The organism is Isoptericola sp. NPDC057559 (assembly GCF_042801555.1).
Taxonomy (GTDB): Bacteria; Actinomycetota; Actinomycetes; order Actinomycetales; family Cellulomonadaceae; genus Isoptericola.
In genome coordinates, this window is sequence record NZ_JBHVFQ010000001.1 from 539,929 (window position 1) to 563,800 (window position 23,872).

Annotated in this window: 27 protein-coding genes and 1 riboswitch; of the genes, 12 read left to right on the forward strand and 15 right to left on the reverse strand. The window is 74.2% G+C overall.

The window, feature by feature from the left end:
* Positions 1 to 15 precede the first annotated feature (15 nt).
* On the forward strand, positions 16 to 672 hold the full coding sequence (locus ACFU5J_RS02405) for a GPP34 family phosphoprotein (RefSeq protein WP_430573695.1): 657 nt from the start codon (positions 16 to 18) through the stop codon (positions 670 to 672).
* Between the two features lie 3 nt (positions 673 to 675).
* On the opposite strand, the gene ACFU5J_RS02410 is transcribed toward ACFU5J_RS02405, so the two are convergent.
* Positions 676 to 1,020 (reverse strand): ArsR/SmtB family transcription factor, encoded by a 345-nt coding sequence (locus ACFU5J_RS02410; protein WP_430577681.1) that lies wholly within the window; start codon positions 1,018 to 1,020, stop codon positions 676 to 678.
* Positions 1,021 to 1,036: 16 nt separating this feature from the next.
* Here ACFU5J_RS02410 and ACFU5J_RS02415 point away from each other — a divergent pair, with 16 nt between their 5' ends.
* Positions 1,037 to 1,513 carry an SRPBCC domain-containing protein gene (locus tag ACFU5J_RS02415; protein ID WP_430573697.1) on the forward strand — a complete coding sequence of 159 codons (477 nt, stop codon included), beginning with the start codon at positions 1,037 to 1,039 and terminating at the stop codon, positions 1,511 to 1,513.
* Between the two features lie 100 nt (positions 1,514 to 1,613).
* Positions 1,614 to 1,871, forward strand: coding sequence for a hypothetical protein (locus tag ACFU5J_RS02420; protein WP_430577682.1), 258 nt, complete (start codon positions 1,614 to 1,616; stop codon positions 1,869 to 1,871).
* A 71-nt stretch (positions 1,872 to 1,942) separates the two neighbouring features.
* Here the strand turns inward: ACFU5J_RS02420 and ACFU5J_RS02425 are convergent, their stop codons facing one another.
* From ACFU5J_RS02425 to ACFU5J_RS02475, 11 genes are all read right to left on the reverse strand, one after another.
* Positions 1,943 to 2,446, reverse strand: a complete 504-nt coding sequence (locus ACFU5J_RS02425; RefSeq protein ID WP_430577683.1) for an FBP domain-containing protein — start codon at positions 2,444 to 2,446, stop codon at positions 1,943 to 1,945.
* 387 nt (positions 2,447 to 2,833) lie between these two features.
* The gene (gene metE / locus ACFU5J_RS02430; protein ID WP_430577684.1) at positions 2,834 to 5,212 is read right to left on the reverse strand and encodes a 5-methyltetrahydropteroyltriglutamate--homocysteine S-methyltransferase; all 2,379 of its coding nucleotides are present in this window, start codon (positions 5,210 to 5,212) and stop codon (positions 2,834 to 2,836) included.
* A gap of 114 nt (positions 5,213 to 5,326) precedes the next feature.
* Positions 5,327 to 6,349, reverse strand: coding sequence for a methylenetetrahydrofolate reductase (locus ACFU5J_RS02435; protein ID WP_430577685.1), 1,023 nt, complete (start codon positions 6,347 to 6,349; stop codon positions 5,327 to 5,329).
* 5 nt (positions 6,350 to 6,354) lie between these two features.
* Positions 6,355 to 6,461, reverse strand: a riboswitch (SAM riboswitch).
* 80 nt (positions 6,462 to 6,541) lie between these two features.
* Positions 6,542 to 7,441 (reverse strand): NADP-dependent oxidoreductase, encoded by a 900-nt coding sequence (locus ACFU5J_RS02440; RefSeq protein WP_430577686.1) that lies wholly within the window; start codon positions 7,439 to 7,441, stop codon positions 6,542 to 6,544.
* 27 nt (positions 7,442 to 7,468) lie between these two features.
* Positions 7,469 to 7,831 (reverse strand): hypothetical protein, encoded by a 363-nt coding sequence (locus ACFU5J_RS02445; protein WP_430577687.1) that lies wholly within the window; start codon positions 7,829 to 7,831, stop codon positions 7,469 to 7,471.
* Positions 7,832 to 7,836: 5 nt separating this feature from the next.
* Positions 7,837 to 9,528 carry a polymorphic toxin-type HINT domain-containing protein gene (locus ACFU5J_RS02450; protein WP_430577688.1) on the reverse strand — a complete coding sequence of 564 codons (1,692 nt, stop codon included), beginning with the start codon at positions 9,526 to 9,528 and terminating at the stop codon, positions 7,837 to 7,839.
* A gap of 20 nt (positions 9,529 to 9,548) precedes the next feature.
* Entirely contained in the window at positions 9,549 to 9,869 is a 321-nt protein-coding gene (locus tag ACFU5J_RS02455; protein WP_430573705.1) for a hypothetical protein, read from the reverse strand.
* A gap of 82 nt (positions 9,870 to 9,951) precedes the next feature.
* Positions 9,952 to 10,194, reverse strand: coding sequence for a YbdD/YjiX family protein (locus ACFU5J_RS02460; protein WP_430573706.1), 243 nt, complete (start codon positions 10,192 to 10,194; stop codon positions 9,952 to 9,954).
* Positions 10,178 to 12,424, reverse strand: coding sequence for a carbon starvation CstA family protein (locus ACFU5J_RS02465; RefSeq protein WP_430573707.1), 2,247 nt, complete (start codon positions 12,422 to 12,424; stop codon positions 10,178 to 10,180). The genes ACFU5J_RS02460 and ACFU5J_RS02465 overlap by 17 nt, the downstream gene beginning before the upstream one ends.
* Before the next feature lie 179 nt (positions 12,425 to 12,603).
* Positions 12,604 to 13,350 (reverse strand): SDR family NAD(P)-dependent oxidoreductase, encoded by a 747-nt coding sequence (locus ACFU5J_RS02470; protein WP_430577689.1) that lies wholly within the window; start codon positions 13,348 to 13,350, stop codon positions 12,604 to 12,606.
* Between the two features lie 127 nt (positions 13,351 to 13,477).
* The gene (locus ACFU5J_RS02475) at positions 13,478 to 13,948 is read right to left on the reverse strand and encodes a MarR family winged helix-turn-helix transcriptional regulator (RefSeq protein ID WP_430577690.1); all 471 of its coding nucleotides are present in this window, start codon (positions 13,946 to 13,948) and stop codon (positions 13,478 to 13,480) included.
* A 74-nt stretch (positions 13,949 to 14,022) separates the two neighbouring features.
* Between ACFU5J_RS02475 and ACFU5J_RS02480 the strand changes: the two genes are divergently transcribed.
* On the forward strand, positions 14,023 to 14,682 hold the full coding sequence (locus tag ACFU5J_RS02480) for a maleylpyruvate isomerase family mycothiol-dependent enzyme (RefSeq protein ID WP_430577691.1): 660 nt from the start codon (positions 14,023 to 14,025) through the stop codon (positions 14,680 to 14,682).
* Between the two features lie 53 nt (positions 14,683 to 14,735).
* Positions 14,736 to 16,007: an NYN domain-containing protein gene (locus ACFU5J_RS02485; RefSeq protein ID WP_430573710.1), complete on the forward strand. Its 1,272-nt coding sequence runs from the start codon at positions 14,736 to 14,738 to the stop codon at positions 16,005 to 16,007.
* Between the two features lie 4 nt (positions 16,008 to 16,011).
* Here ACFU5J_RS02485 and ACFU5J_RS02490 read toward each other — a convergent pair whose 3' ends face one another.
* Complete coding sequence (locus tag ACFU5J_RS02490; protein ID WP_430573711.1) at positions 16,012 to 16,854, reverse strand: alpha/beta fold hydrolase; 843 nt, start codon at positions 16,852 to 16,854, stop codon at positions 16,012 to 16,014.
* A gap of 109 nt (positions 16,855 to 16,963) precedes the next feature.
* On the opposite strand from ACFU5J_RS02490, the gene ACFU5J_RS02495 reads away from it, so the two are divergent.
* The 7 genes from ACFU5J_RS02495 to ACFU5J_RS02525 all read left to right on the forward strand — a co-directional run bounded on the left by ACFU5J_RS02495 (position 16,964) and on the right by ACFU5J_RS02525 (position 22,227).
* Positions 16,964 to 17,533 (forward strand): TetR/AcrR family transcriptional regulator, encoded by a 570-nt coding sequence (locus ACFU5J_RS02495; protein ID WP_430573712.1) that lies wholly within the window; start codon positions 16,964 to 16,966, stop codon positions 17,531 to 17,533.
* 60 nt (positions 17,534 to 17,593) lie between these two features.
* Positions 17,594 to 18,238, forward strand: a complete 645-nt coding sequence (locus ACFU5J_RS02500; RefSeq protein WP_430573713.1) for a lysophospholipid acyltransferase family protein — start codon at positions 17,594 to 17,596, stop codon at positions 18,236 to 18,238.
* Entirely contained in the window at positions 18,235 to 18,933 is a 699-nt protein-coding gene (locus ACFU5J_RS02505; RefSeq protein ID WP_430577692.1) for a ubiquinone/menaquinone biosynthesis methyltransferase, read from the forward strand. The genes ACFU5J_RS02500 and ACFU5J_RS02505 overlap by 4 nt, the downstream gene beginning before the upstream one ends.
* 178 nt (positions 18,934 to 19,111) lie before the next feature.
* Positions 19,112 to 19,684, forward strand: a complete 573-nt coding sequence (locus tag ACFU5J_RS02510; protein WP_430577693.1) for a hypothetical protein — start codon at positions 19,112 to 19,114, stop codon at positions 19,682 to 19,684.
* A gap of 81 nt (positions 19,685 to 19,765) precedes the next feature.
* Positions 19,766 to 21,070, forward strand: coding sequence for a sensor histidine kinase (locus ACFU5J_RS02515; protein WP_430577694.1), 1,305 nt, complete (start codon positions 19,766 to 19,768; stop codon positions 21,068 to 21,070).
* A gap of 7 nt (positions 21,071 to 21,077) precedes the next feature.
* Entirely contained in the window at positions 21,078 to 21,446 is a 369-nt protein-coding gene (locus ACFU5J_RS02520; protein ID WP_430577695.1) for a hypothetical protein, read from the forward strand.
* A 67-nt stretch (positions 21,447 to 21,513) separates the two neighbouring features.
* Complete coding sequence (locus ACFU5J_RS02525) at positions 21,514 to 22,227, forward strand: response regulator (protein WP_430577696.1); 714 nt, start codon at positions 21,514 to 21,516, stop codon at positions 22,225 to 22,227.
* 53 nt (positions 22,228 to 22,280) lie between these two features.
* On the opposite strand, the gene ACFU5J_RS02530 is transcribed toward ACFU5J_RS02525, so the two are convergent.
* Both ACFU5J_RS02530 and ACFU5J_RS02535 read right to left on the reverse strand, forming a co-directional pair.
* Entirely contained in the window at positions 22,281 to 22,817 is a 537-nt protein-coding gene (locus ACFU5J_RS02530) for a GNAT family N-acetyltransferase (protein WP_430577697.1), read from the reverse strand.
* Complete coding sequence (locus tag ACFU5J_RS02535; RefSeq protein ID WP_430577698.1) at positions 22,814 to 23,869, reverse strand: App1 family protein; 1,056 nt, start codon at positions 23,867 to 23,869, stop codon at positions 22,814 to 22,816. The genes ACFU5J_RS02530 and ACFU5J_RS02535 overlap by 4 nt, the downstream gene beginning before the upstream one ends.
* Positions 23,870 to 23,872 lie beyond the last annotated feature (3 nt).

A 23,872-nucleotide genomic window follows, 5' to 3' on the forward strand; every position in this document is an offset into this window, starting at 1 on the left:
GGGAGGAACGACGACGTGCTCATCGCCGAGGAGCTGCTGGTGCTCGCCCACGACGACCGCCGCACGGGCCCGTCGCTGTTCGACGACGCGCCCTACCGGCTGGCCGGTGCGCTGCTCGTCGAGCTGGTGATCTCCGGCCGGGCCGCGGTGCTCGACGGGCCGGCCGAGGACGGGCGGGTCGTGGTCCTGGACCCGGCGCCGACCGGGCGGCCCGAGCTGGACCGCGCCCTCGGGCTCGCCGGCGGGCGCCGCGCGGTGGAGCTGGTCGACCTGCTGGCCCGCGACGTCGAGCGGCCCCTGCTCGACGGTCTCGTCGCGCAGGGGCTGCTCCGGCGCGAGGAGCGGTCGGCCTGGGGCGTCCTGCGCAGCACGCGCTGGCGCACCGCGGACGGGCCGGCCCTCTCGGCGCTGCGCCGCCGCGTGCACGGTGTGCTGCTCGACGGCGGCGAGCCCGACGACCGCACCGCCGCGCTGCTCACCCTCGCGGACGGGTCCGGCTGGCTGCAGCCCCGGGTCCCGCGCGAGCGGCGGCGCGACGCCGAGGCGCGGATGGGCGAGGTCGCGGCGACGTGGTGGCGGGGCACCCCGGTCCGGGAGGCCGCCGGGGCGGTCGCCGCCGCCGTCCTCGGCGTCGTCGGCTCGGCCGCGCTGCTCGTGCCGGCCGGTACCTGACCGTCAGCGGTCGCCGTCGAGGCGGCTCAGCAGGTCGACGGCGGCGCGGGCGTAGTCGCCGATCCACCGGTCGTGGAGGCGTTTGATCGGCAGCGGTGCGAGGGCCAGGTGCCGCTCCCGCCCGACCTTGCGGCCGGTGACGAGCTCCGCGCGCTCCAGCACGCGCAGGTGCTGCAGCACGGTGGTGCGGTCCAGCTCGGGGAACAGCCCGCACAGCTCGCCGGTGGTGCGCGGGGAGGTCTTGAGCGCGTCGAGCATCCGCCGGCGCACCGGCGCCGCCAGGGCCTTGAACACCCGGTCGTCGTCGGCCGCGTCGTCGTCCGCCGCCCTGGTCGCGTCCCCACTCATGTGATAAAAATACAACATGAACGAGCAGCAGGCACTCACCGAGCTGACCTTCACGGTCTCGGGCCGCGTCTCGCGCCCGAGCCGCGACGTCTACGAGGCCATCGCGGACCCCGCACAGCTGTCCCGCTACTTCACGACCGGCGGCGCCCGTGGGCGCCTCGAGCCCGGGGCCGACGTGTCCTGGGACTTCGCCGACTTCCCCGGCCGCTTCCCCGTCACCGTCGTCGAGGCGGACCCGCCGCGGCGCATCGTCATCCGGTGGGAGGGCTCCGAGACGGCGGGCGGCTCCGCCACGACCACCACCACGTTCGAGCTCGAGCCCCTCGACGACGACACCCGCACCCTCGTCACCATCTCCGAGTCGGCGTGGTCCGCCACCCCTGGCGGCGCGAAGAACGCGTTCGGCAACTGCGAGGGCTGGACGGGCATGCTCGCCGCGCTCAAGGCCTGGGTCGAGCACGGCATCAACCTGCGCGACGGCTTCTACCGGTAGGGCTGCGCCGGTCGTCGTCCGCCGCTACGGTGAGCGCACGCCGCGCGACGTCGCACGCCCGCCGGCCGTTCCTGCAGGTCGGTCGACGGATCGGGGACCCATGGACGCCACGCTCCTCGTCGGGGTCGCGACGGCGGTGCTCACGTATGTCGCGCTGCGCGCCGGGCGCGCGTGGCGGGCGGTGGCGGCGATCCTCGTGCTCGCCGCCTGCGTCGACGGGCTGGCGGGCGACGACGGCGACCCGCCGTGGCTCGTCCCGTTCATCGTGGGTGCGGGCGTCGCGTTCCTGGCGGAGGCCCTCGTCTCCGGTGCCCGCGCCCTGCGGCAGGCGGACGCGGACCGCCGAACAGGCACCTGACACCGTGATCGGGGGTGAATGCCCCCGAGAACGGTGTCACGTGCCTGTTCGGCACCGGTCCGCGGCGGGCGTCAGGCGGTGCGGCGGACCTCGTCGAGGAAGCGGCGCACGCGGTCGCGGAGCGAGTCCACGCGCCGCTCGATGATGGCGGCGCGCACGCCCTCGTCGTCGGACCCGGCCTCGGCGAAGGTCGGGCGCCGTCGGGCGTTGCGGGAGCAGTGGAACTCGTTGCAGATCAGCGTGCCGATCGTGTCGCCGTTGCGGCCCGCGGCGCCGCCTCGCTTCGCGACGTAGAGCTGGACGTCGTTGGTCGCGACGACGTCCTCGCACCACGCGCACATCGCCGCACGCCGCCGGCCGGTGCCGTCGTTGGAGCGCAGGAGGACGCCGACCGGGGTGTCGTCCACCCAGGTCACGACGTACGCGGCCAGGGGCTGCTTGCGGTCGCGCCAGCCCAGGTACTCGAGGCGGTCCCACCGGACCTCGGCGAGGTCGGGGGGCAGGAGGCGCTGCCGCTCGCTGCGGGTGGCGTTGACGAGGCTGTCGCGGAGCTGCTTCTCGGTCAGGGGGTTCATGAGGATCGGCTTTCGGGTGAGCGGGGGGGGTGGGCACGACGACGTCCCGCACCGCCCGGCCTGCCGGACCGATCAGCCTGAAGAGGGTGCCTGATCGATCAGCGGGGGGCGGTACCGGGGCAGGCGGGACTGCCCGAGCAGGCCTGGTGGCCCACCCCGCTCCCTGCGACGCCCGGCATCGCTCTCTCCTCGCTCGTGAAGTCTTGGTCCGCTCGCGCTCGTCGGCGCGACCGGCCCGTCCATGGTGCCACGGTCCGTCGCCCGGGTCGACGAGAATTCCGTCACCCCGGTCCCGGCCCGACGCCGAACAGGCCGTTGACATCCAGATGGGGCCATGTCGAGCCCCATCACGGTGTCAACTGCCTGTTCGGCAGCCCGGGGGACGGGTCAGAGGGCGGCGCGGACCGCCCGGGCCGCCTCGACCAGGTGCGCCAGCGCCGGCTCTACCTCCGCGTACCCGCGGGTCTTGAGCCCGCAGTCCGGGTTCACCCACACGAGCGCGGGGTCGATCGATTTCACCGCGAGCTGCAGCAGCTCGGTGACCTCGCCGGCCGACGGCACGCGGGGGGAGTGGATGTCGTAGACGCCCGGCCCGATGCCGCGGGAGTACCCGGCGTCGGCGAGCTCCGGCACGATCTCCATGCGCGAGCGCGCCGCCTCGACGGAGGTGACGTCCGCGTCCAGGCCGTCGATGGCGCCGATGACCTCGCCGAACTCCGAGTAGCACAGGTGGGTGTGGACCTGCGTGGCCGCCTCGACGCCGGACGTCGCGAGCCGGAACGACCCGACCGACCAGTCGAGGTAGGCGGGCTGGTCGGCGCGCCGCAGCGGGAGCAGCTCGCGCAGGGCGGGCTCGTCCACCTGCACGATGCCGATGCCCGCGGCCTCCAGGTCCGCGATCTCGTCGCGCAGCGCGAGGCCCACCTGGTTCGCGGTGTCGCCGAGGGGCTGGTCGTCGCGCACGAACGACCACGCGAGGATCGTCACCGGGCCGGTGAGCATGCCCTTGACCGGCTTCTCGGTGAGCGAGGCCGTGTACGCGGACCACTCGACGGTGATCGGGGCCGGGCGCTGCACGTCGCCCCACAGGATCGGCGGGCGCACGCAGCGCGACCCGTACGACTGCACCCAGCCGTTCGCCGTCACCGCGAAGCCGTCGAGCTGCTCGGCGAAGTACTGCACCATGTCGTTGCGCTCGGGCTCGCCGTGCACCAGCACGTCGAGGCCCAGCTCCTCCTGCAGCGTCACGACGCGCCCGATCTCCGCGCGCATCGCGGCGGAGTAGTCGGCGTCGGCCAGCTCGCCCCTGGTCCACGCGGCGCGGGCCTTGCGGATCTCCGGGGTCTGCGGGAACGAGCCGATCGTGGTGGTCGGCAGCGCCGGCAGGTTCAGCCGCGCGGCCTGCGCGGCCGCGCGCTCGGCGTACGGGCCGCGCGCGAAGTCGGCGTCGGTGAGCGCCGCGGCACGGTCGCGCACCGCGGGCACGACGACGCCGGCCGCCACCGCGCGGGAGGCCACGGCCGCCGACGACGCGGCGAGCGCGTCCGCGACGGCGTCCCGGCCGTCGGCCAGCGCGCGGGCCAGGGTCGCGACCTCGCCCACCTTCTGGTCGGCGAACGCCAGCCAGTCGCGCAGGCGCGGGTCGAGCGTGGTGCCCGCGCCCTCGCCGAAGACCTCGTCCTCGACGTCGTGCGGCACGTGCAGCAGGGACGTCGACGTGCCGACCGCGAGGGCGCCCGCGCCGAGCGCGCGCAGCGGCTCCACGACGTCGAGCTTCGCGGTCAGGTCGGCCCGCCAGACGTTGTGGCCGTCGATCACGCCCGCGACGAGGGTCTTGCCCTCGAGCCCCGGCACCGGCGTGGTCGGCGTCGCGCCCTTGACGAGGTCGATCGCGATCGCGTCGACGTCGGTCGCGGCGAGGAGCGCGAGGGCGTCGTCGTGCAGGCCGCCGAACGGCGCCGTCACGAGGATCGCCGGCCGCTCGCCGTCGGCGTCGTCGGTGCCCGTCGCGAGGTCGGTCGCCAGGGCGCGGTACGCGGAGGCGATCGCCGCGTGCAGGCGCTCGGCGGGCACGTCGAGGGAGTCGGTGACCAGCGCGGGCTCGTCGAGCTGCACCCACGGCACGCCGACGGCGGCGAGCGCGCGCAGCAGCTCGGCGTACGCGGCGACGACGTCGTCGAGCCGGTCGAGCGGGTGGAAGCCCTCGCCCGCCTCGTCGGCCGCCTTCGACAGCGCGAGGAACGTCACCGGGCCCACCAGCACCGGGCGGGTGGTGACGCCGGCCTCCTTCGCCTCGGCGTACTCGCGGACGACGCGGTGGTCGGCGAACGAGACCGGCGTCGTCTCGCTGATCTCGGGGACCAGGTAGTGGTAGTTGGTGTCGAACCACTTGGTCATCTCGAGCGGGGCGTCCTCGCCGCGCCCGCGGGCCACGGTGAAGTAGCCGTCGAGCTCGAGGGAGCCGTCCTCGTCGTCGAGCAGGTCGCGGAACCGCTCCGGGACGGCGCCCAGCAGCGCGACGACGTCGAGCACCTGGTCGTAGTAGGAGAACGCGGCCGGGACGGAGCCGTCGTCGGGGTTCAGCCCGAGGTCGACGAGGCGGCGCACGGTCTCGCGGCGCAGCGCGCCGGCGGTGACCTCCAGGTCGACGGCGTCGGTGCGCCCGGCCCAGAACGACTCGACGGCCTTCTTGAGCTCGCGGCGGCGCCCGATGCGCGGGTAGCCGAGGATCGTGCCGCCGGGGAAGGCGGCGGGGGTGGTGGACATGAGCACTCCTCACGGTTCGCTCCGATGGGTCCGACGTCGCCGACCAGGCGGTTGCTCCCGGTACGGCACCCCGCGGGGTGCGAGAACGGTGGCAACCGCCTGTTCGGCGGGTGGTCAGACGGCGGAAGCCTGGGTCGGGATGCTCGGTACCCACGGCCTTCTGGCCAGGTCCGCGCCGTCCGACGGGGCGTCGGAGAGCGCCGGTCCGCCGAGGTGCACACCCTCGAGCAGGTCCAGAGCGGGACGGTACTTGTTGAACGTGTACACGTGGAGGCCGGGGGCGCCCGCGTCGAGCACGCGCTGGGCGAGCTCCACGGCGCGCGCCGTCCCGTAGGCGTGCTGCGCCTCCGGGTCCGGCAGGGCGTCGAGCGCGTCCAGCAGGTGCCGGGGCGCGCGGACGCCGGTGAGCTCCTCGACGCGACGGAGCCGGCGCGGCTCGGTCGTGGGCAGCTGCCCCGCGAGGATCGGGATCGTCACGCCGGCCGCGCGGGCCTCGGCGACGAAGTCGGTGTAGGAGTCGGCCTCGTAGAACAGCTGCGTGATGGCGAAGCTCGCCCCCGCGTCCTGCTTCTCCTTGAGGCGCCCGACCTCCTGGGCCCGGGTGGTGCCGGCCTGCACGTTGCCGTCGACGAACGTCGCGACGGCGATCGTCATCGGCCGGGCCGCGCCGCGCAGGGCGGCGCCGGGGTCGCTGGCGCACCGCCGCGCCTCGACCTCGCGCAGCAGGTGCACCAGCTCGATCGAGGACGCGACGCCGTCGGTGGGCGGACGCCAGTCCGGCTGGTCCTTGGGCGGGTCGCCCCGCAGGGCGAGGAAGGCGCGGGTGCCGGCGTCGAGGAAGTCGTCGATGACGGCGGAGACGTCCTCGCGGTGGGCGCCGACACAGGTCAGGTGCGCCACGGGCAGGACGGGCGTGCCTTCGAGCAGCGTCGCGACGACCTGCCGTGCCGTCGCCCGGTCACCGCCGCCCGCGCCGTACGTCACGGACACGAAGTCCGGGCGCGCGGCCACGAGCCGGCGCGCGGTCTCCCAGAACTTCGGGGCGGCGTCCGGCCGGCGCGGCGGCATGAGCTCGAACGAGACCGTCGGGCGTGCCGGCAGCGCCGGGGTGGGCGGAAGGGATGCCTCTGCGACCATGCGTCACTCCATCGATCCTGGCGTGAGCACCTTCGTCCTCGGGAGGCTTCCGTCGGAGAACGGGTTGCTGCGGCGTCGTCGAGCCAGGACTCTCGGCCGCTCTGGATGGCTGGACCTCGATCGTACGCAGCATCCGCGATGCGGTCGAGGATGAGACCGCTGGGTGAGACGAAGGCCGGACGACGCGCCTGGTCAGGGGGTCAGCACGACCTTGCCGCCCGGGTGCCCGGACTCGACGAGCGCGTGCGCACGGGCCGCGTCGGCCAGCGGCAGCACGGCGCCGACGGTGGTGGTGAGGTCGCCGCGGGCGAGGGCGTCGACGACCTCGGCGAGCTCCCCGGCGTCGCGCTCCGAGCGGTAGCTGGCCGTCACGCCGAGGTCGGCCGCGGCGTCGTCGGCGATGGTGACGATCCGGTCGGTGCCACCGCGCAGCGCGATCGAGTCGGGCAGCACGCCCGCGCCCGTGGTGTCGAGGACGGCGTCCACGCCGTCGGGCGCGAGCGCGCGGACGCGGTCGACCAGGCCGGCGCCGTAGGTGGTCGGCGTCGCCCCGAGGGCGGCGACGCGGTCCTGGTTCCGCGCCGACGCCGTCCCGATCACGCGGGCGCCGCGGCGCACCGCGAGCTGGGTGGCCAGCGCGCCCACCGACCCCGACGCCCCGTGCACCAGCAGCGTCTCGCCCGCGCGCACGTCGAGGAGGCGCAGCACGCGGGTCGCGGCCTCCGCCGCGACCGGGAGCGTGACGGCGTCGGTCGCCGCGAGCCCGTCGGGGACGCGCGCGAAGACCTTCGTGAGGGCGAGCTCCGCGTACCCGCCGCCGACGGCGAACCCGACCACCCGGTCGCCCGGCGCGACGCCGGTCACCCCGTCGCCGAGCGCGTCCACCACGCCCGCCACCTCGAGGCCGGGCACGACCGGGGAGGTCGGCGCCGGGGCACCGGTCGTCCCGGCGCGGGACTTCACGTCCCAGCCGTTGACCGCCGCCGCCTCCACGCGGAGGCGGACCTGCCCCGGCCCGGGCAGCGGCGCGGGCACGTCTGCCGGGTGCAGCACCTGCGGGCCGCCGAAGCCCTCGAACACCATCGCGCGCACGTCGTCCTCCTTCGTCGACCACCGCCCTCAGGAGGTCGAGGTCGTCCCCCACCCCGTGGCCGCGCGGTAGGCCGCGAACCCGGCATCGGTGGTCCTGAACCGCACCACGGGTGCGCCGTCCTCGTCGTCGGGATCGGGGCCCTGCCAGCTTCGGGGGTCGGCGAGCGCCTCGGGCACGTCGTCCGCCGTGAGCCGTCGGGAGGTGTCGAAGTCGCTCGACCACGGACCGACGGCCAGCTCGATCAGCCCCGAGCGGAGGAGGTCGACCAGCAGCCCGACGCGCCGGTCCCACGCCGTCCGTCCAGGCGCTGCGTCGTCGCCGTCTTCCCAGGACACTTCCCAGAGCCCTGAGACGTCTTCGTATCCGAGCCACAGGAGGTCGGCGGTCACCGTGTTCATGGCAGCGTCGGGTTGCCTTTCAGGGGTACGCGGGTAGGTGCGCCACGTCCGTCGCTCACGCGGAGATATGGCCCGGTGTGAAGCGGATCCGGGTGACCCGGCCATCCGCTCTCGTAGATGATCTGCTGCCCGGTGTTCTTGATCGGCGGCTCGTGCTTGACCGCGGTTCCTCCCGGCGGGACCTTCTTGGGTGTCGAGGCTACCCAGTCGTCCGGGATCATCTGCTTGACGTCGTCGTACGACTTCCCGGTGGCGCCCTTGACGTTGGTGATGACGTCGTTCGCGGCCTTCTTGGCGGCCTCGCGGGCGACCTTGTCGTGCCCGCCCGCGTTGTGGACGAGGACGGGCAGGTCGCCGGCCAGGACGTAGTAGTTGTGGTGGGTCTCGACGTGGAAGTTGTAGACCGTGACCGCGTCGCCCGGGTCGCGGTGCTCGATGTCGATCCGGTCGAGGGTGACCGTGCCGTCAGGCGTCACCAGGATGTCGCCGGGCTGCAGGTCCCGGGCGAAGATCCAGCCCATGTTCCGCACCATGAACGGGTGCTCGTCCGTGGTCGTCACGACCTGCCCGGCGATGGTCAGGTGGAACAGCGTCGTCGTGGTGCGCACGAAGGTGTCCATGACGAGCTGCAGCTCGTCGGCCCCGGTCTGCAGGTTGTGGGCGTAGACCTTGTCCCCGGCCCGGATGTCCTCGATCGCGGTCACGTCGCCTGGCCCGTCGCCGGTGCGGACCAGGGTCCCGGCGGTGAAGCAGGTCCCGAACCCGACCTTGCACCACGCCTTCTTCGCCCCCGACTTCAGCCCGGACTTCATGCCCTGCTTGAACGCGGCCTTCGACAAGCCCGTGGCGGCCTTCGCCGCACCACCCAGCCCGATCACCGACAGGGCGGCGCCGGCGATCGCGATGCCCGCCTCGGCCCACGAGCGTTCCCCCGTCGCCGCGAGCGTGATGTTCGCCAACGCGGACACGATCGCCGCGACCGCGGCGACCACGATCAACACCCCCGCCAGCGCCGTGCCCACGATCGGGATGAACGCGACCACGATCGCGAGCAGGCCCGCGATCGTGGAGATCATGTCCGCGATGTCCGCGATCGCGGCCACGACCTTCGAACCCCAGTCGTCCCACCACGAGTCGTTCAGATCATCACCGGAGGTGATGTCCTCGATCCGGGAGGCCGCGTCGTTCGCGGCCCGGTCCCGGTCCGAGACCGCGGACTCGATGTCCGAGCGGGCCGCGGCGGCCTGACCGTTCGCGTCGTCCGCGTTCCCGCCCGCGGCATCCGCCTGCTGCTGATACTCCCGCTTCTGTTCTGCGTCCGTCGCCGTGTCCGCGAGGTCCTGGTACCGGTCCCGCGACCCTGCCGCGGAGTCCGCCGCATCCTTCGCCGACCTGGCCTTCTCCAACGCCGCCAGGGTCTCGGCCTGCACCCGGTCCAACGTCCGGGCGTAGTCCACCAACGCCTCACCCGTCGCCTGATACCGGCTGTGGGCGCGCCGGATCTCCGAGACGGTGTCTTCCTTCGTCTCCATCAACGCGTCCACGGCCTGGGAGACCGTCCCGGCCACGTCCAGGCGGGACATCGCGCCGGCGGCGTCGTCGATCGAGCCCGCGACCTCCAGATAGTCCTGACCACCCGCCAGCACCAGCACCGGATCCCCCGGCGTCGGGTCCGAGTCCAGACCCACCGGCGACCAGTCCGACGGCCTCACACCGGGCCACCGGGCCGCGCCGGCGCGGGCTGGCCCTCGCCGCTGATCCCGTCGGCCAGGTCGGAGTCGATGTCGGTGAACGCCTGCGCCACCTGCACCGACGCGTCCGCGAGGAGGCGCAGGTTGTCGGTCATCTTCTTGCGCGTGTCGTCCCACGAGCTCGCGAAGTCGCGCACCGTGCCCGCCAGGCCGTCGTGCCCCACCGCGTCCGCGATCCGGTCCGACCGCGTCGTCGCGTTCTCGAACTCGTCCGCCACCGTGGTCAGGCTCGACCCCAGCTCCGTCACCGCATCCAGGTCCACCCGGAGATCCGCCACCGGCCCTCACCCCCTTCGCCCGCAAGAGAGTAACCAGGGTCACGTCTGATGCACCACGGGGAGAACTCCCCGTCGTGCCTGCTCAGCAGCAGCGCGACCCGGGGTTGCGGTCCTGCTCGGCGTAGCGCTCGCGCCAGAACGCGCGCTCGCCCAGCGGCTCACGGTCGGGGTGGGCGGACCGTTCGTGCGCGAGGTACGTCGCGTAGGCGTCGTCACCCATCACCTGGCGCACGTACCAGCGCGCCGCCGACGCCGCCCGGGCGAGTGCCCGGGCGGCGTCGCGCGCCGTCGACCCGACGGTGCGGGCGTCAGTGGTGCCCGGCACCGGCGTTCTCCCGCAGGCCGGCCTCGACCCACTGCCTCTCGATCCGCTTCTCGGCGGCCGACGCGAACAGGTTCGCCGGGGCGAACCGCCGCGACGCGACCGGCGGGTCCTCGTGGTTGGCGCCGCCGCCCGCGCGGAGGGCGTTGATCGTCACGATCACGGACGCCACGATCACGATGATCGACAGCACCACGAAGATGATCGAGAGCGTGCCCTGCACGAACGTGTTGCGGACCACGGCCTCCATCGCGGCGACGTCGGGCGCGGTCCCGAACGACGTCTCCCCGGCGTCGAGGGCCTCCTGGAACGCGCGGTGCTGCGCCCAGTACCCGACCGCAGGGACGTCCGAGAAGATCTTCTCGAACGAGGCGGTGATGGTGATGACCGCGGTGAACGCGAGCGGCAGGGCGACGATCCACAGCCACGCCCAGTAGGAGCGGCCCCGCTTCGCGACGATGGCGAGCACGACGGCGAGGGCGATCGCGGCCAGCAGCTGGTTCGCGATGCCGAACAGCGGGAAGAACGTGTTGATGCCGCCGAGCGGGTCGGTGACGCCGAGGTAGAGGATGCTGCCCCACCCGGCGACCATGATCGCCGTGCAGACCCACACCCCGGGTCGCCAGCTCACGTCCTTGAACTTCGGGGCCACGTTGCCGATGGTGTCCTGCAGCATGAACCGGGCCACGCGGGTGCCGGCGTCGACGGCGGTGAGGATGAACAGCGCCTCGAACATGATCGCGAAGTGGTACCAGAAGCCCATCATCGCGGTGCCGCCGAACAGCTGGTGCATGATGTGCGCCAGCCCGAGCGCGAGCGTCGGCGCGCCGCCGGTGCGGGACACGATCGACGGCTCGCCCACCTGGCTCGCCAGGGTGCTGAGCGTGTCGGGGGAGAGGTTCACGCCGGCGAGGCCGAGCGAGTTCACGAACGCGACCGCGCCCTCGATGGTGCCGCCGGTGGCCGCCGCCGACGAGTTCATCGCGAAGTACACGCCGCGGTCGATCGAGATCGCGGCGACCAGGGCCATGATCGCGACGAACGACTCCATGAGCATGCCGCCGTACCCGATGAAGCGCGTCTGGCGCTCCTTCTCGACGAGCTTCGGCGTCGTGCCGGACGCGATGAGCGCGTGGAACCCGGACAGGGCGCCGCACGCGATGGTGACGAACAGGAACGGGAAGAGGCTGCCGGCCACGACCGGGCCCGTCTCCGAGCCGGCGAACTCGCTGACCGCGGGGACGGTGATCTCGGGGCGCACGATGACGACGGCGCCCGCGAGCACCAGGATGACGCCCACCTTCATGAAGGTGGACAGGTAGTCGCGGGGGGCCAGCAGCAGCCACACGGGCAGCACGGCGGCGACGAAGCCGTAGACGATGACGCCGACGGCGATCGTCGTGCGGTCGAGGTGGAAGAACTCCGCGCCCCACGCCGTGTCGGCCACCCAGCCGCCGCCGATGATGGCGGCCATCAGCAGCACGAAGCCGATGATCGAGACCTCGGTGATGCGGCCCGGGCGGAGGTACCGGAGGTACACGCCCATGAACAGGGCGATCGGGATCGTCATGGAGACGGAGAAGACGCCCCACGGGCTCTCGCCGAGGGCGTTGACCACCACGAGCGCGAGGATCGCGACGATGATGATCATGATGAGCAGGGACGCGACGATCGCGGCCGCGCCGCCGATCCGGCCCAGCTCCTCGCGCGCCATCTGCCCGATGGTGCGGCCGCCGCGGCGCATGGAGAAGAAGAGGACCAGGTAGTCCTGCACGGCACCCGCGAGCACCACGCCGACGATGATCCAGATCGTGCCCGGCAGGTACCCCATCTGGGCCGCGAGGACGGGGCCCACCAGCGGGCCCGCGCCGGCGATGGCGGCGAAGTGGTGGCCGAACAGCACCCGGCGGTCGGTGGGGACGAAGTCCTTGCCGTCCTCGCGCGTCTCGGCGGGCGTGGCGCGGCGGTCGTCGGGCCGGGTGATGAACTTCTCGATGACCTTCGAGTAGAAGCGGTACCCGATGAGGTACGTGCAGACCGAGGCGAAGACGAACCAGATCGCGTTCACGGTCTCGCCGCGCACCAGCGCGAGCATGACCCAGGCGACGCCGCCGAGCAGCGCGATCGCCGCCCAGAGCACGACCTTCTGCCATGTCCAGCGCGGGGTGAGCTCCTCGGCGGGGACCGCCGTCGGGGGGAGCGCGGGGTCGGGGACGATCTCGTCCGTCGCCACGGTGGCTCCGGAATCTGCTGACAAGGTGAGCCTCCAAGGCGTCGCGTCGTTGCGGGACCCGACACAGGATAGGGGGTGAAAAAAGTGCGGAGGTCACCGCGAGGTGTGGACGGCGCGCCAGAGGGCGTGATATGCCCCGCGCTCCCCGCGTGCGCGGGTGCGGCATCGCGGGAGTCGGATCACCAGGGGACGACGCCGTGCTCGGCGAGGAACGTCCCGGACGGCGCCCCGGCGGGCAGCGTGGCCGCCCGCAGCACGACCTTCGCCGCGTCGTCGGCCGACGTCGGCGCGTGGTCCCGGTTCCCGGGTGCGAGGTCGGTGCGGACCCAGCCGGGGCACACGGAGGTCACGACCGTCGGAGTGCCCGCGAGGCGCTTGGCGAGCGCCACGGTGATGCCGTTGAGCGCGGCCTTCGAGGCCTGGTAGGCGGGCAGGACCATCCCGAACCAGGGCGAGTCCGGGTCCTGCTGGTCGGTCAGCGAGCCCATCGTCGAGGAGACGTTGACGATGCGGGCGCCGGCGGACCGCTCGAGGAGGGGGAGGAACTCCTCGATGACGGCCACGGGACCGAAGACGTTCGTCCGGAACGTCTGCTCGAGGACGCGGGGGTCGGCGAACCGGGGCCCGTGCCGCGTCGGGTCGGCGCTCGCCTCGGGCAGGATCCCGGCGTTGTTGACGAGGATGTCGAGGCGGTCGAAGCGCTGCGCGACCTCGGCCGCGGCGGCGCGCACGCTCGCCGGGTCGTCCACGTCGAGCATGACCCCGGTGACGTCCAGCCCGTTCGCGCGCAGGGCCGCCACCTCGTGGCAGACGGCGTCCGCGCTGCGGCCGGCCAGCAGGACGGTCGCCCCCTGCGTGGCGAGCGCCTCGACGACGGCGCGCCCGAGCCCGCGCGTGCCCCCGGTGACCAGTGCGACGGTTGTCATGAGTCCTCCTGAGCGTGGGTGGACCGGCAGGGTCGCCGGCGCACCCACTCTCGCCGACCGGTCGCCCGGCCTCTGGCGCGGATCGGACGTCGCACTCACGCCCCGGCGCGGCCTCGGAGGGGCCGCGTCATCGGCCCGGCTCGTCCGGCTGGCGTGTGGTCGCGACGGCCTGCCGCATGACGTGCAGGAAGCGGTCGACGGCGGCGACCTCGGCCGGGGTGAAGGCGCTCAGCGCCGTGACGGCTTCTCCGATGAGCGGGCCGAAGAACGACCGGCCGAGCTCGTCCGCCCGGTCCTCCAGGGCCAGCAGGACCCGGCGCCGGTCGCCGGTGTCGCGTTCGCGGCGGACGTGCCCGAGGCGTTCCATCCGGTCCACGAGGGCGGTCACCGTGGACGAGTCCAGGCCCAGGCGCCCCGCGAGCTGTCCCGCGCTGATCGCCTGGCCGGCGCGCTCCGCCTCGACGAGGACGATCAGCGCGCGCACGTCGGTGGGGTGCAGCCCGTGCCGTCGGGCGAACTCCCCGCCCAGGAGGTCGAGCTCGACGGTCAGCGCTCGCAGCTGCGACACCAGCCGGCGCCCCGGTTCGTCATCGGTCACGCCGACCTTCTTCCCTTGACCGTCCAACATCTTGATGGTCAAGATACCTGGAACGTCGGCGGAGGGAGCGAGGGGTGGACGGATCGGCAGGGGTGGACGTGTTCGCGGCGACCACGAGGCAGAGGCGGGCGATGGCGGACCTGCTCGAGGAGCTGGACGGCGCCCAGCTCGCCGCGCCCAGCCTGTGCGCCGGGTGGGACGTCCACACCGTCGCGGCGCACGTCGCCGAGGCCACCGCGCCCCGAGCCCTCGGGCGGCTGCTGGTGGACCTGGCCCGTGCCGGCGGAAGCGTGCACCGGGCCAACGACGCGGCGGCCCGCCGCGCCGGGCTGCGCCCGGTCGGCGAGACCGTGGCCCTGCTGCGCGAGCGGGCGGAGAGCCGGGTCGCGCCGCCGGTCACCGGCCCGCGCGCCCCGCTCGCGGACGTGCTGGTCCACGAGGGCGACATGCGCCTGCCGCTCGGCCTTCCGTACGCGCCGGACGGCGCTTCCGTCCGCGTCGCGCTGGAGTTCGTCACGAGCGGGCGGCCGGTCGGGTTCGTCCCGCGGGGCCGACTGAGCGGTCTGCGGCTGGTCGCCACCGACCTCGGCTGGTCGTGGGGCGAGGGCGCCGAGCTCAGCGGTCGGGGTGTGGACCTCCTCGTGGCCGCCTGCGGCCGCGCCGCCGTCCTGCCGCGACTCACGGGTGCGGGCGTCCCGCTGCTGACCGCCCGCCTGGGCGCCGGCCCGGGCTGACCGGGGAGGTCGGCGTCGGGCTGTCCGGGAGTGCCGGGCATAGTGTGGCCGCCATGGACACCGAAGAGCGCCTCGCCGTCTTCCTCGACTACGAGAACCTGGCGCTCGGCGCCCGCGACCACCTGGGCGGTATGCAGTTCGACTTCAAGCCGATCGCGGACGCGCTCGCGGTGCGGGGGCGCGTGGTCGTGCGCCGCGCGTACGCCGACTGGTCGTACTTCGACGAGGACCGCCGGATGCTGACCCGCCACCAGGTCGAGCTCATCGAGATGACGCAGCGCATGGGCGCGTCCCGCAAGAACGCCGCCGACATCAAGATGGTGGTCGACGCGATCGAGATGGCGTTCGAGCGCGAGTACATCACCACGTTCGTCATGTGCACCGGCGACTCCGACTTCTCCCCGCTGGTGCACAAGCTGCGCGAGCTCGACAAGCGCGTCATCGGCGTCGGGGTCGAGAACTCCACGTCGCGGCTGCTGCCCCCGGCCTGCGACGAGTTCCTCTTCTACGACCGGCTCGAGGGCGTCGACGTGCCCGACGAGTCGGAGGCGCCGGCCCCCAAGCGGTCCGGCCGCGGGGCGGGCAAGGGCACCAGCCGGGGTGGTCGGGGCGGCCGCGCCAAGGCGCCCGCCGCGGAGGCGCCGGCCGAGGCTGCGACGGAGGCGCCGGCCGCCACCGAGACCACCACCGGGGCTCCCGCCGAGGAGGCCGCGCCCGCGACGTCGGGCACCGCGCCCCGCAGCCGCCGCAAGAAGGCGCCGGCGGCGGAGGCGCCCGCCGTCGAGCCCGTCGCGGAGCCCGCCGCCGAGGTGGACCAGGACGTCGAGCACGACGACGCCGCCGCGACCGGCGAGGAGCCCACGATGGAGGTCACGGTGGCGCAGACGCTCGCCGACCTGCAGGCCTCCACCAGCGGCTCCGTCACCGCGTCGATGCTCAAGCGCACGATGGTCCGCAAGGACCCCACGTTCAGCGAGTCCGACTACGGGTTCCGCACCTTCGGCGAGTTCCTGCGCTTCCTCGCCGACCGCGGCTTCGTGGTGCTGTCGCCCGGCCCGTCGACCGGCGACCCGGAGGTGGAGCTGCCCGCGCAGCAGGACACCGAGGGCGCGTTCGGCCTGCTGCGCCAGGTGGTGCAGGACGCGGGCGGGTCCGCGCCGCTGTCCGGGCTGAAGAACGAGGTGCGCAAGCGCCGCCCCGACTTCTCGGAGAAGGCGCTCGGCTACCGCGGCTTCCTGCAGTTCGCGAAGGGCGCGGCGGCCGCCGGCGCCGTCGCCCTCGCGTGGGACGACGACGCCGACGACTACCTGCTGACCACCAGCTGAGCGCTCAGCGCCCGACGAACGCGAGCAGCGCCGCGTTGACCTCGGCGGCGTGCGTCCACAGCAGGCCGTGGGGCGCGCCCTCGACCTCGACGTACTCCGCGTCGGGCACGGCCGCGTGGAAGCGGCGGCCGGAGGCGTCGATCGGCAGGATGTTGTCCTTCGTGCCGTGCAGGATCAGCGTCGGCTTGCCCGCCGCGCGGACCGCTTCGACGTCGGGCCGGAAGTCCTCGATCCACGTGGGGACGACGGCGTACGCGGCGACGGGGGCCGAGCCCACGGCGGTGCTCCAGTTGGCGCGCACGACCTCCTCGGAGATCCGCGTGCCGAGGTTCTCGTCGAGGTTGTAGAAGTCCTTGTAGAACTGCGTGAACCAGGCGTACCGGTCGCTCCGGGCGGCGTCGACGATCCCGTCGAAGACCGCCTGGGGCACGCCCTCGGGGTTGTCGTCGCGCTGCACGAGGAACGGCTCCAGCGAGGCGAGGAACGCCAGCTTGGCGACGCGCTCGTGGCCGTGGTTGCGCACGTACCGCGCGAGCTCGCCGGTGCCCATCGAGAAGCCGACGAGGATCACGTCGCGCAGGTCGAGCGTCGTCAGGACGGTGTCGAGGTCGCGGGCGAACGTGTCGTAGTCGTACCCGGACCCGACCTTGCTGGAGGCGCCGAAGCCGCGGCGGTCGTACGTGACGACGCGGTACCCGGCGGCGAGCAGCTCGCGGGTCTGGAGCTCCCAGCTGTGCCCGTCGAGCGGGTACCCGTGGACGAGGACGACCGGCTGCCCGGAGCCCTGGTCCTCGTAGTAGAGCTCGACGTCCGTGCTGTTCTCCTGACCGACGGTGATGTAACCCATGGTCGTGCTCCTTCTCGCCAAGGGGAGAACGATCGTTCTCCCGCTGGTCGCTACACTAGAGAACGATGGTTCTCCACGCAAGGGGAGCCGGCCGACGAAAGGGTGAACGATGCTCGACGACGAAGCGGCACGCGACGCCGTGGTCGCGGCCGCGGACCGGCTGTTCTACGCCCGCGGCGTCCAGGCCGTGGGGATGGACGCCGTGCGCGCCGAGGCGGGCGTCTCGCTCAAGCGGATCTACGGGCTCTTCCAGTCCAAGGAGGACCTCGTCGTCGCCGTGCTCGCGCTGCGCACCACGCAGTGGACCGACGGGGTGGAGCGCGCCGCCGCGACGGCCACCACGCCCCGCGACCGCATCCTCAGCGTCTTCGACTTCCTCGACGCATGGTTCCGCGAGGACGGCTTCCGCGGCTGCGCGTTCATCAACTCCTTCGGCGAGCTCGGCGCGACGTCGCCCCGCATCGCCGACGCCGTGCGCGGCCACAAAGACGCGTTCCGGCAGCACGTGCTCGGGCTCGTGCGCGAGGCCGGCCTGCCCGACGCCGTCGCCCTGCAGGTGGTGCTGCTGGCCGAGGGCGCGCAGACCACCGCCGCGATCACGCACGACGCCGACGTCGCCCTCGAAGCGCGACGTGCCGCCGAGTCGCTCCTGGCCGCCGCCACGGTACGAACCGCCTGATCCCGCGCATGCGGGACCGGCCTCGCCGGACCCGCGCGGAGCAGGGGGCACAATGGTGCGGTGACCTATCGGTTCCTGCGCCTCGTCCTGTCGCTCCTGGTGTTCGTGCTCCTGCGACCCCAGGTGACGGGACTCCACAACATCCCGCGGCGCGGACCGGTGATCCTGGCGAGCAACCACCTGTCGTTCATCGACTCGATCATCATCCCGCTCGTCGTACCCCGGCACGTCACCTTCATCGCGAAGGCGGAGTACTGGACCGGCCGCGGCCTCAAGGGCCGCGTCTCCCGCTGGTTCTTCACCACCATGGGTCACATCCCCGTCGACCGCGAGGACCCGCGCGCCGGCCAGCGGTCGCTCGACGACGCGCTCGTCGTCCTCAAGCGCGGCGGCGCCTTCGGCATCTACCCCGAGGGGACCCGCTCCCGCGACGGCAAGCTCCACCAGGGGCACACCGGCGTCGCCTGGCTGGCGCTCGCGGGCTCGGCGCCCGTCGTGCCCGTCGCGCTGCGCGGCACCGACAAGGTGCAGCCCGTGGGCAAGCGGCTGCCCCGCCCGGTGCGCGGCATCCAGGTGAACTTCGGCGCCCCCATCGACCCGTCGCGGCAGCTCACCGCCGGCCGCCCGGCCCAGGTGCGTCGTGAGCTGACCGACCACGTCATGGACTCGATCCACAAGATGAGCGGTCAGGAGCTCGCCGCGTGACCGTCCCCTCGCCCCACGGCGAGGAGGTCCAGCGCCTCTTCGACACGGTCCCCGGCTACTACGACCGGATGAACCGGCTGATGACGCTGGGCCGCCACGCGGCCTGGTGCCGTGACGTCGCACGACGCGCGCAGGTCCCCGCCGGCGGGTCGCTGCTCGACATCGCCACCGGCACCGGCGTCATCGCCCTCGAGGCCGCGCGCCAGTACCCCGGCGCCACGATCCACGGCGTCGACTTCTCCGAGGGGATGCTCGACGGCGCCCGCGCCAAGCCCGGCGCCGACGCCGTCACCTGGGGCTTCGCCGACGCCAACGCGCTCCCCTTCGACGACGCGTCCTTCGACGCCATCACGCACGGCTACCTGCTGCGCAACGTCGAGGACGCCGAGCGCGTGCTCGCCGAGCAGCTGCGGGTGCTCAAGCCCGGCGGCCGCCTCGCGCTGCTCGAGACCTGCCCGCCGCGCGGCCTGCTGCGCGTGCCCGTCACGCTCGGCGTGAAGGTCGTGATCCCGCTGCTCGGCCAGCTCGTGGCGCGCGACAAGACGTCGTACACCTACCTGGAGGAGACCACCCTCGGGTTCATGTCTCCCGAGCAGGTCGCCTCCATCCTCTGGCGGCTCGGGTTCGACGACGTCACCTGGCGGCGCCGCTTCCTCGGCACCCACATGATCGTGAGCGCCCGCAAGCCGACCTGACGATGGTGACGTAGCACCCGGCGACGGGTCCTCCCGCGGAAGCGTCACCAGGTGCTACGTCGCAGGGTCCTCGGCCGGGGAGGGTGGCGTCACCCCCGGGCCGCGAGCCTGCGCATTGCCGTTCCCGCGTGCGCCGATACGCTGCCGCCGTGGGATCCACCACGAAGGGTGCCTGGCCATGAAGCGCCGTCGCGTCCTCGTCGTCGGGCTGGTCTCGGGCGTCCTCTCGCTGAGCGCCTGCGCGAACGATCCGTACGCCGCCTTCCGAGACCGCGGCGATGCGGTGCAGGTGGCATCGGTGCGCGCCGACGTGCTGGGGCTGCTCGAAGCGGAGAACGAGGCCGGGCGGCTCGTCCTCGCCGCTGACGGTTCCCTGGGGTCGGAGAACAACGCCTCAGCCTCCGCGACCGAGCGGCGCCGTGCCGAGCTGGGTCGCGTCGCCGTTCAAGGGCGGGCCGAGGACGAGCTCGGGATCATCGACGCGAGCATCGCCGAGCTCGTCGCCGCTCCTCACGACGCCGAGCTCCTCGGCTACACCCACGCCCAGCTGGACCTCGAGGATTTCCGAGGCGTCGCCGTCGACGCCGACGCTGCGACGGTCCTTTTCCGAGGAACCGAGTGCTACATCTCGCTCGACGGTGCACGGTCCTGCGGTCCGCCCTCCGACTTTCGTCTCACCCTCGTCAGGCGGCAGGGGCGTTGGCTGATCAGTGAGAAGACGTCCCAGCACCTTCCCGGCGAAGGCCCCTGAGTTCTCTTTGGCATAGCGATCCCAGGGAGGTCCCCCGGCCGGGGGAGGCGCGCCGCGGGACCGGCGGGAAGACTGGTCGGCATGACCAGGCGGACGACGACCGGTGAGGGGCGGCGCACCCTGCGGTGGGCGCTGTCGCCGCTGACCAGCGCGTCCACGGTGCGCGCGGGCGTGTACCTCGTCGTCGGAGGAGTCGTCGCGGGTGCGTACGCGCTGCTCGCCGCCGGCTTCGTGCAGATGTTCGCCGACCCGGCCACGCCCCGCGCCGCCGTCGCCGTCCTCGCCGCGGTGACTGCCGTCATCGTCGGCGCGCCGCCGTTCCTCGCGCCCGTGCGCGCGCTGGAGATCGCGGCCGTGCGGACCTTCCTCGACGTCGACGCGCGCGAGCTGCCCGACCCCTCCGGCCCGACGACGGTCGCGACACGGTGGCGCGGGGCGGCCTGGTTCGCGCTCCACCTCGCCCTGGGCGCGGTGATCACCGTCGGCCTGCTGGTCGCGGTGCCGCTCGCGACGCAGCTGGTGCTGTCGGCGTTCGGCATCGACGAGTCGTTCCTGGTGCGGATGGCGCCCACGTTCACCCGCCACGCCGCCGGGTGGGTGGCGCTCGCGGTCCTGGCGCTGCTCGCCCTCCCGTACGGCACGGCGCTGGCGCGCCGGCTGCTGCGGCAGTCGGCGGAGCCGCTGCTCGGCCCCGACCAGACGGCGCGCATCGCCGAGCTCGAGGCGCAGGCGGACCAGCTGGCCGAGCGCGGCCGCCTCGCGCGCGAGCTGCACGACTCCGTGGGCCACGCCCTGACCGTCACGACCCTCCAGGCGGCGGCCGCGTCGCGGCTCGTCGGCTCCGACCCGGACGGGGCGCGGCGCTCCCTCGCGGCGATCGAGGAGTCCGGCCGGGCCGCGATGGCCGACCTCGACCACGTGCTCGGCCTGCTGCGCGCCCCCGACCGGGCCGGTGACGTCGCGGAGGCGCGCCGCGCGCCCGCCCGGTCGCTCGCCGACCTGCCCGCCCTCGTCGACGACGCCCGGCACGCCGGCGCGGACGTGCGGCTCGACGTCGACGACGGCGCGGCGGACGCGCTGCCCCGCGCGACGTCGCACGAGGCCTACCGCGTCGCGCAGGAGGCGCTCACCAACGCCGTCCGGCACGCCCCCGGACGCCCGGTCACGGTGAGCGTGACCGTCGACGGCGCGGCGCGACGGCTCGACGTCGAGGTCGCGAACCCGCTCCCCGCGGCGGCCGCCCCCGGTGGCGGTTGCCGGGGCCTGCGCGGCATGGCGGAGCGCGTCCGGCTGCTGCGCGGCGACCTCGACGCGGGGCCGGACGACGGCCGCTGGGTGGTGCGGGCGCGATTTCCCGTCGACCGGGGGCGTGGCGCCTCGGGATGATCGAGGCGTGGACGAGCTCTTCGGCGGGGACTGTGCGGCGTGCGGCCACCCGTGGTCGCTGCACGCGGTCGCCGTCGCAGTCATGCGGGCGTGCGCCTCGTGCGTGTCCGACGAGGACCGCGACCTCCGGGACGACATCTGCGCCCTGTGGCCGCCGGACGCCGAGCTGCCCGCGGACGAGGCCGTCCGCGTCGTCGTGCGGCGGGGGCGGTGGGGTCGGAGCCGGCTGACGTTCGTCCTCCGCGACGGCCGCACCTGGGCGGTCGCACGCCGTCGGCACTGGAGGGTGCCCGACGACGTCGGGCGGGTCGAGCGCGAGCTGGCGACCACGACCCTCGGCGCGTTCTGGGAGCGGCACTACCCCGAGCTCCGCTGAACGGCGCGCCACGCCGCCCGCGACGCGGCCGGTCCGTGGCGGCCGTCGATACGGCAGGATCGACGCCGTGACCGTGCCTGCCGAGACCGACACCCGCGCCGCCGCCGTCCGCGTCGTCCTCGTCGACGACGAGCCGCTGGTGCGCGCGGGGCTGCGGGTCATCCTCGACGCGGAGCCGGACCTGGAGGTGGTCGGCGAGGCGGGCGACGGGTCCGAGGTGCCGCAGGTGGTGGCGCAGGCACGTCCGGACGTGGTGCTCATGGACGTGCGGATGCCGCGCGTGGACGGGATCGCGGCGACGCGGGCCGTCGTCGGGGCGGACCGCCCGGGCGTGCCGGCGCCGCGTGTCCTCGTGCTCACGACGTTCGAGAACGACGACCACGTGCTCGACGCCCTGCACGCCGGGGCGCAGGGCTTCCTGCTGAAGCGGGCGCGCCCGGAGGAGGTGGCGGACGCCGTGCGGCTGGTGGCGCGCGGCGACTCGCTGCTGTTCCCCGACGCGATGCGGCGGCTCGTGGCCGCCCGGGGGAGCGACGACGCGGGCGACGCGCTGCGGGACGCGCGGCTCACCGAGCGGGAGGGTGAGGTGCTGCGGCTGATGGCGACGGGCCTGTCGAACGCGGAGATCGCCGGCGAGCTGTACCTGGGCGTCGAGACCGTGCGCACGCACGTGGGCAACGTGCTCGCCAAGCTCGGCGTGCGCGACCGCACCCAGGCGGTGGTGCGTGCCTACGAGTCCGGCTTCGTCCCGGTCCACGGCGGGCCGACCGCCACGAGGTAGAGCCTCCGGCCGCGAGGTCGTGCTCGGCGGGCGCGACCTCGCGGCCGGAGGCTCTACCTCGGCGCGAGCGGCACCCGGTAGCGCACGACGCCCGGGTGCGGGTGGTCGACCACCCGGCCGCCGAGCTTCTCGATCAGCCCCGCCGACGCGGTGTTGCCCTCCTCGCACACGAGGTCGGCGTGGTCCATCCCGTGCTGGGTCGCGGCCACCTCCAGGACCCGCGCGAGCGCCCACGCCGCGTGCCCCCGCCCGCGGGCCCCGGGACGGACGCCGTAACCGATGTGGCCGTGGCGGGCGGCGTCGGGGTGGTCGGGGTGGCGCAGGGCGATGCCCCCGACGATGTCGGGCGCGCCGTCGTCGCCCACGACGACGATCCACCAGAGCGTCGCCGCCGGGGCGGAGCGCACCCGGCCCACCCAGTCCGCGAAGCCCGTCACGGACTCGACGTCGTCGTCGGGGCCGAGCCCGAACCCGTCCTCGTGGAGGCCGGGCCCCCAGTCGTCGTGGCCGGCGTGCCACTGCCGGGCGAGGCCGGTCGTGGGCGGCACGAGGCGGCGCTCCGGCTCGGGGGGCGGCGGGCGCGCGGTCACGTCGCGTCGCCCCAGCGCCCCGCCAGCCGGTCGGCGAGCTGCGCGCCGTCGGCGCCGTGCACCAGCGGCGCTCCCGCCTCCGGCCGCCCCCGCGACGGCCGCACGCGGGCCCGGGCGACCTGTCGGACGGCGATCGCCACCACCCGCCCCGGCCAGCGCGCCGACGCCCGCACGTACACGTCCTCGTCGAGCTGCCCGGCGTCGCCCACCAGCAGCCACCGCACGTCGGGGAAGGTGGTCATGAGGCGGTCCAGGCTGTCGCCCTTGTGCTGCGGCCCGCTGCGGAACCAGCCCGTCTGCGTGGGGCCCCAGTCCGTGAGGAGCAGCGGGCCGGGCGGGAAGCCGTGCCGGTCGAGGAAGCGGGACAGCGTCCCGGCGGTGTTCCAGGCGCCGTTGGAGAGGTAGACGAACGGCGCGTCGGGGCGGTCCGCGGCGATGCGCCGGTACAGCTGCGCCATCCCCGGCACGGGGCGGCGCGCGCCCGCACGGCTGAAAAACGTGTTCCACGCCGCGACCAGCGGGCGCGGGACGGCCGTGATCATCGCCGTGTCGTCGATGTCGCTCACCACCCCGAACGACGCCGTGTCCGCCACGACCACGACGGGCGCGGCCGCCGCGACCCCGGTGCGCACGGCGGTGAGCGTCGCGTCGTGGCGCCCGGGGGCCAGGGGATCGCCGTCGGGCAGCGGCACCTCGGCGTCCACGTAGCCCGACCGGTCCGTCTCGACGACGACGTCCGCCCCGCCCACCACGACGCGCACCGGCTCGCCCGGCGCGGGCATCGTCAGGTAGCTGCGCAGGGGGCGTCGGGCGGCGTGGTCCGCCGGGGACAGCGGGCCCGACGCCCGCGACGGCGGCACGAGCAGCACGCGCGCCAGCACGCGCACGTCGCGCGGCGTGCCGAGCCCGGTGTACGTGAGCAGGCGGGGAACCCACCCGCGGCGGCGCAGGAACGCCCCCGCCACCGCGCACCACCGGTCCTCGAGCACGGCGGCCAGGTGGGGCCGCTGCGTGGGTCGGGGGGTGGCGTGCTGGGTGGCGGGGGCGGACATGCT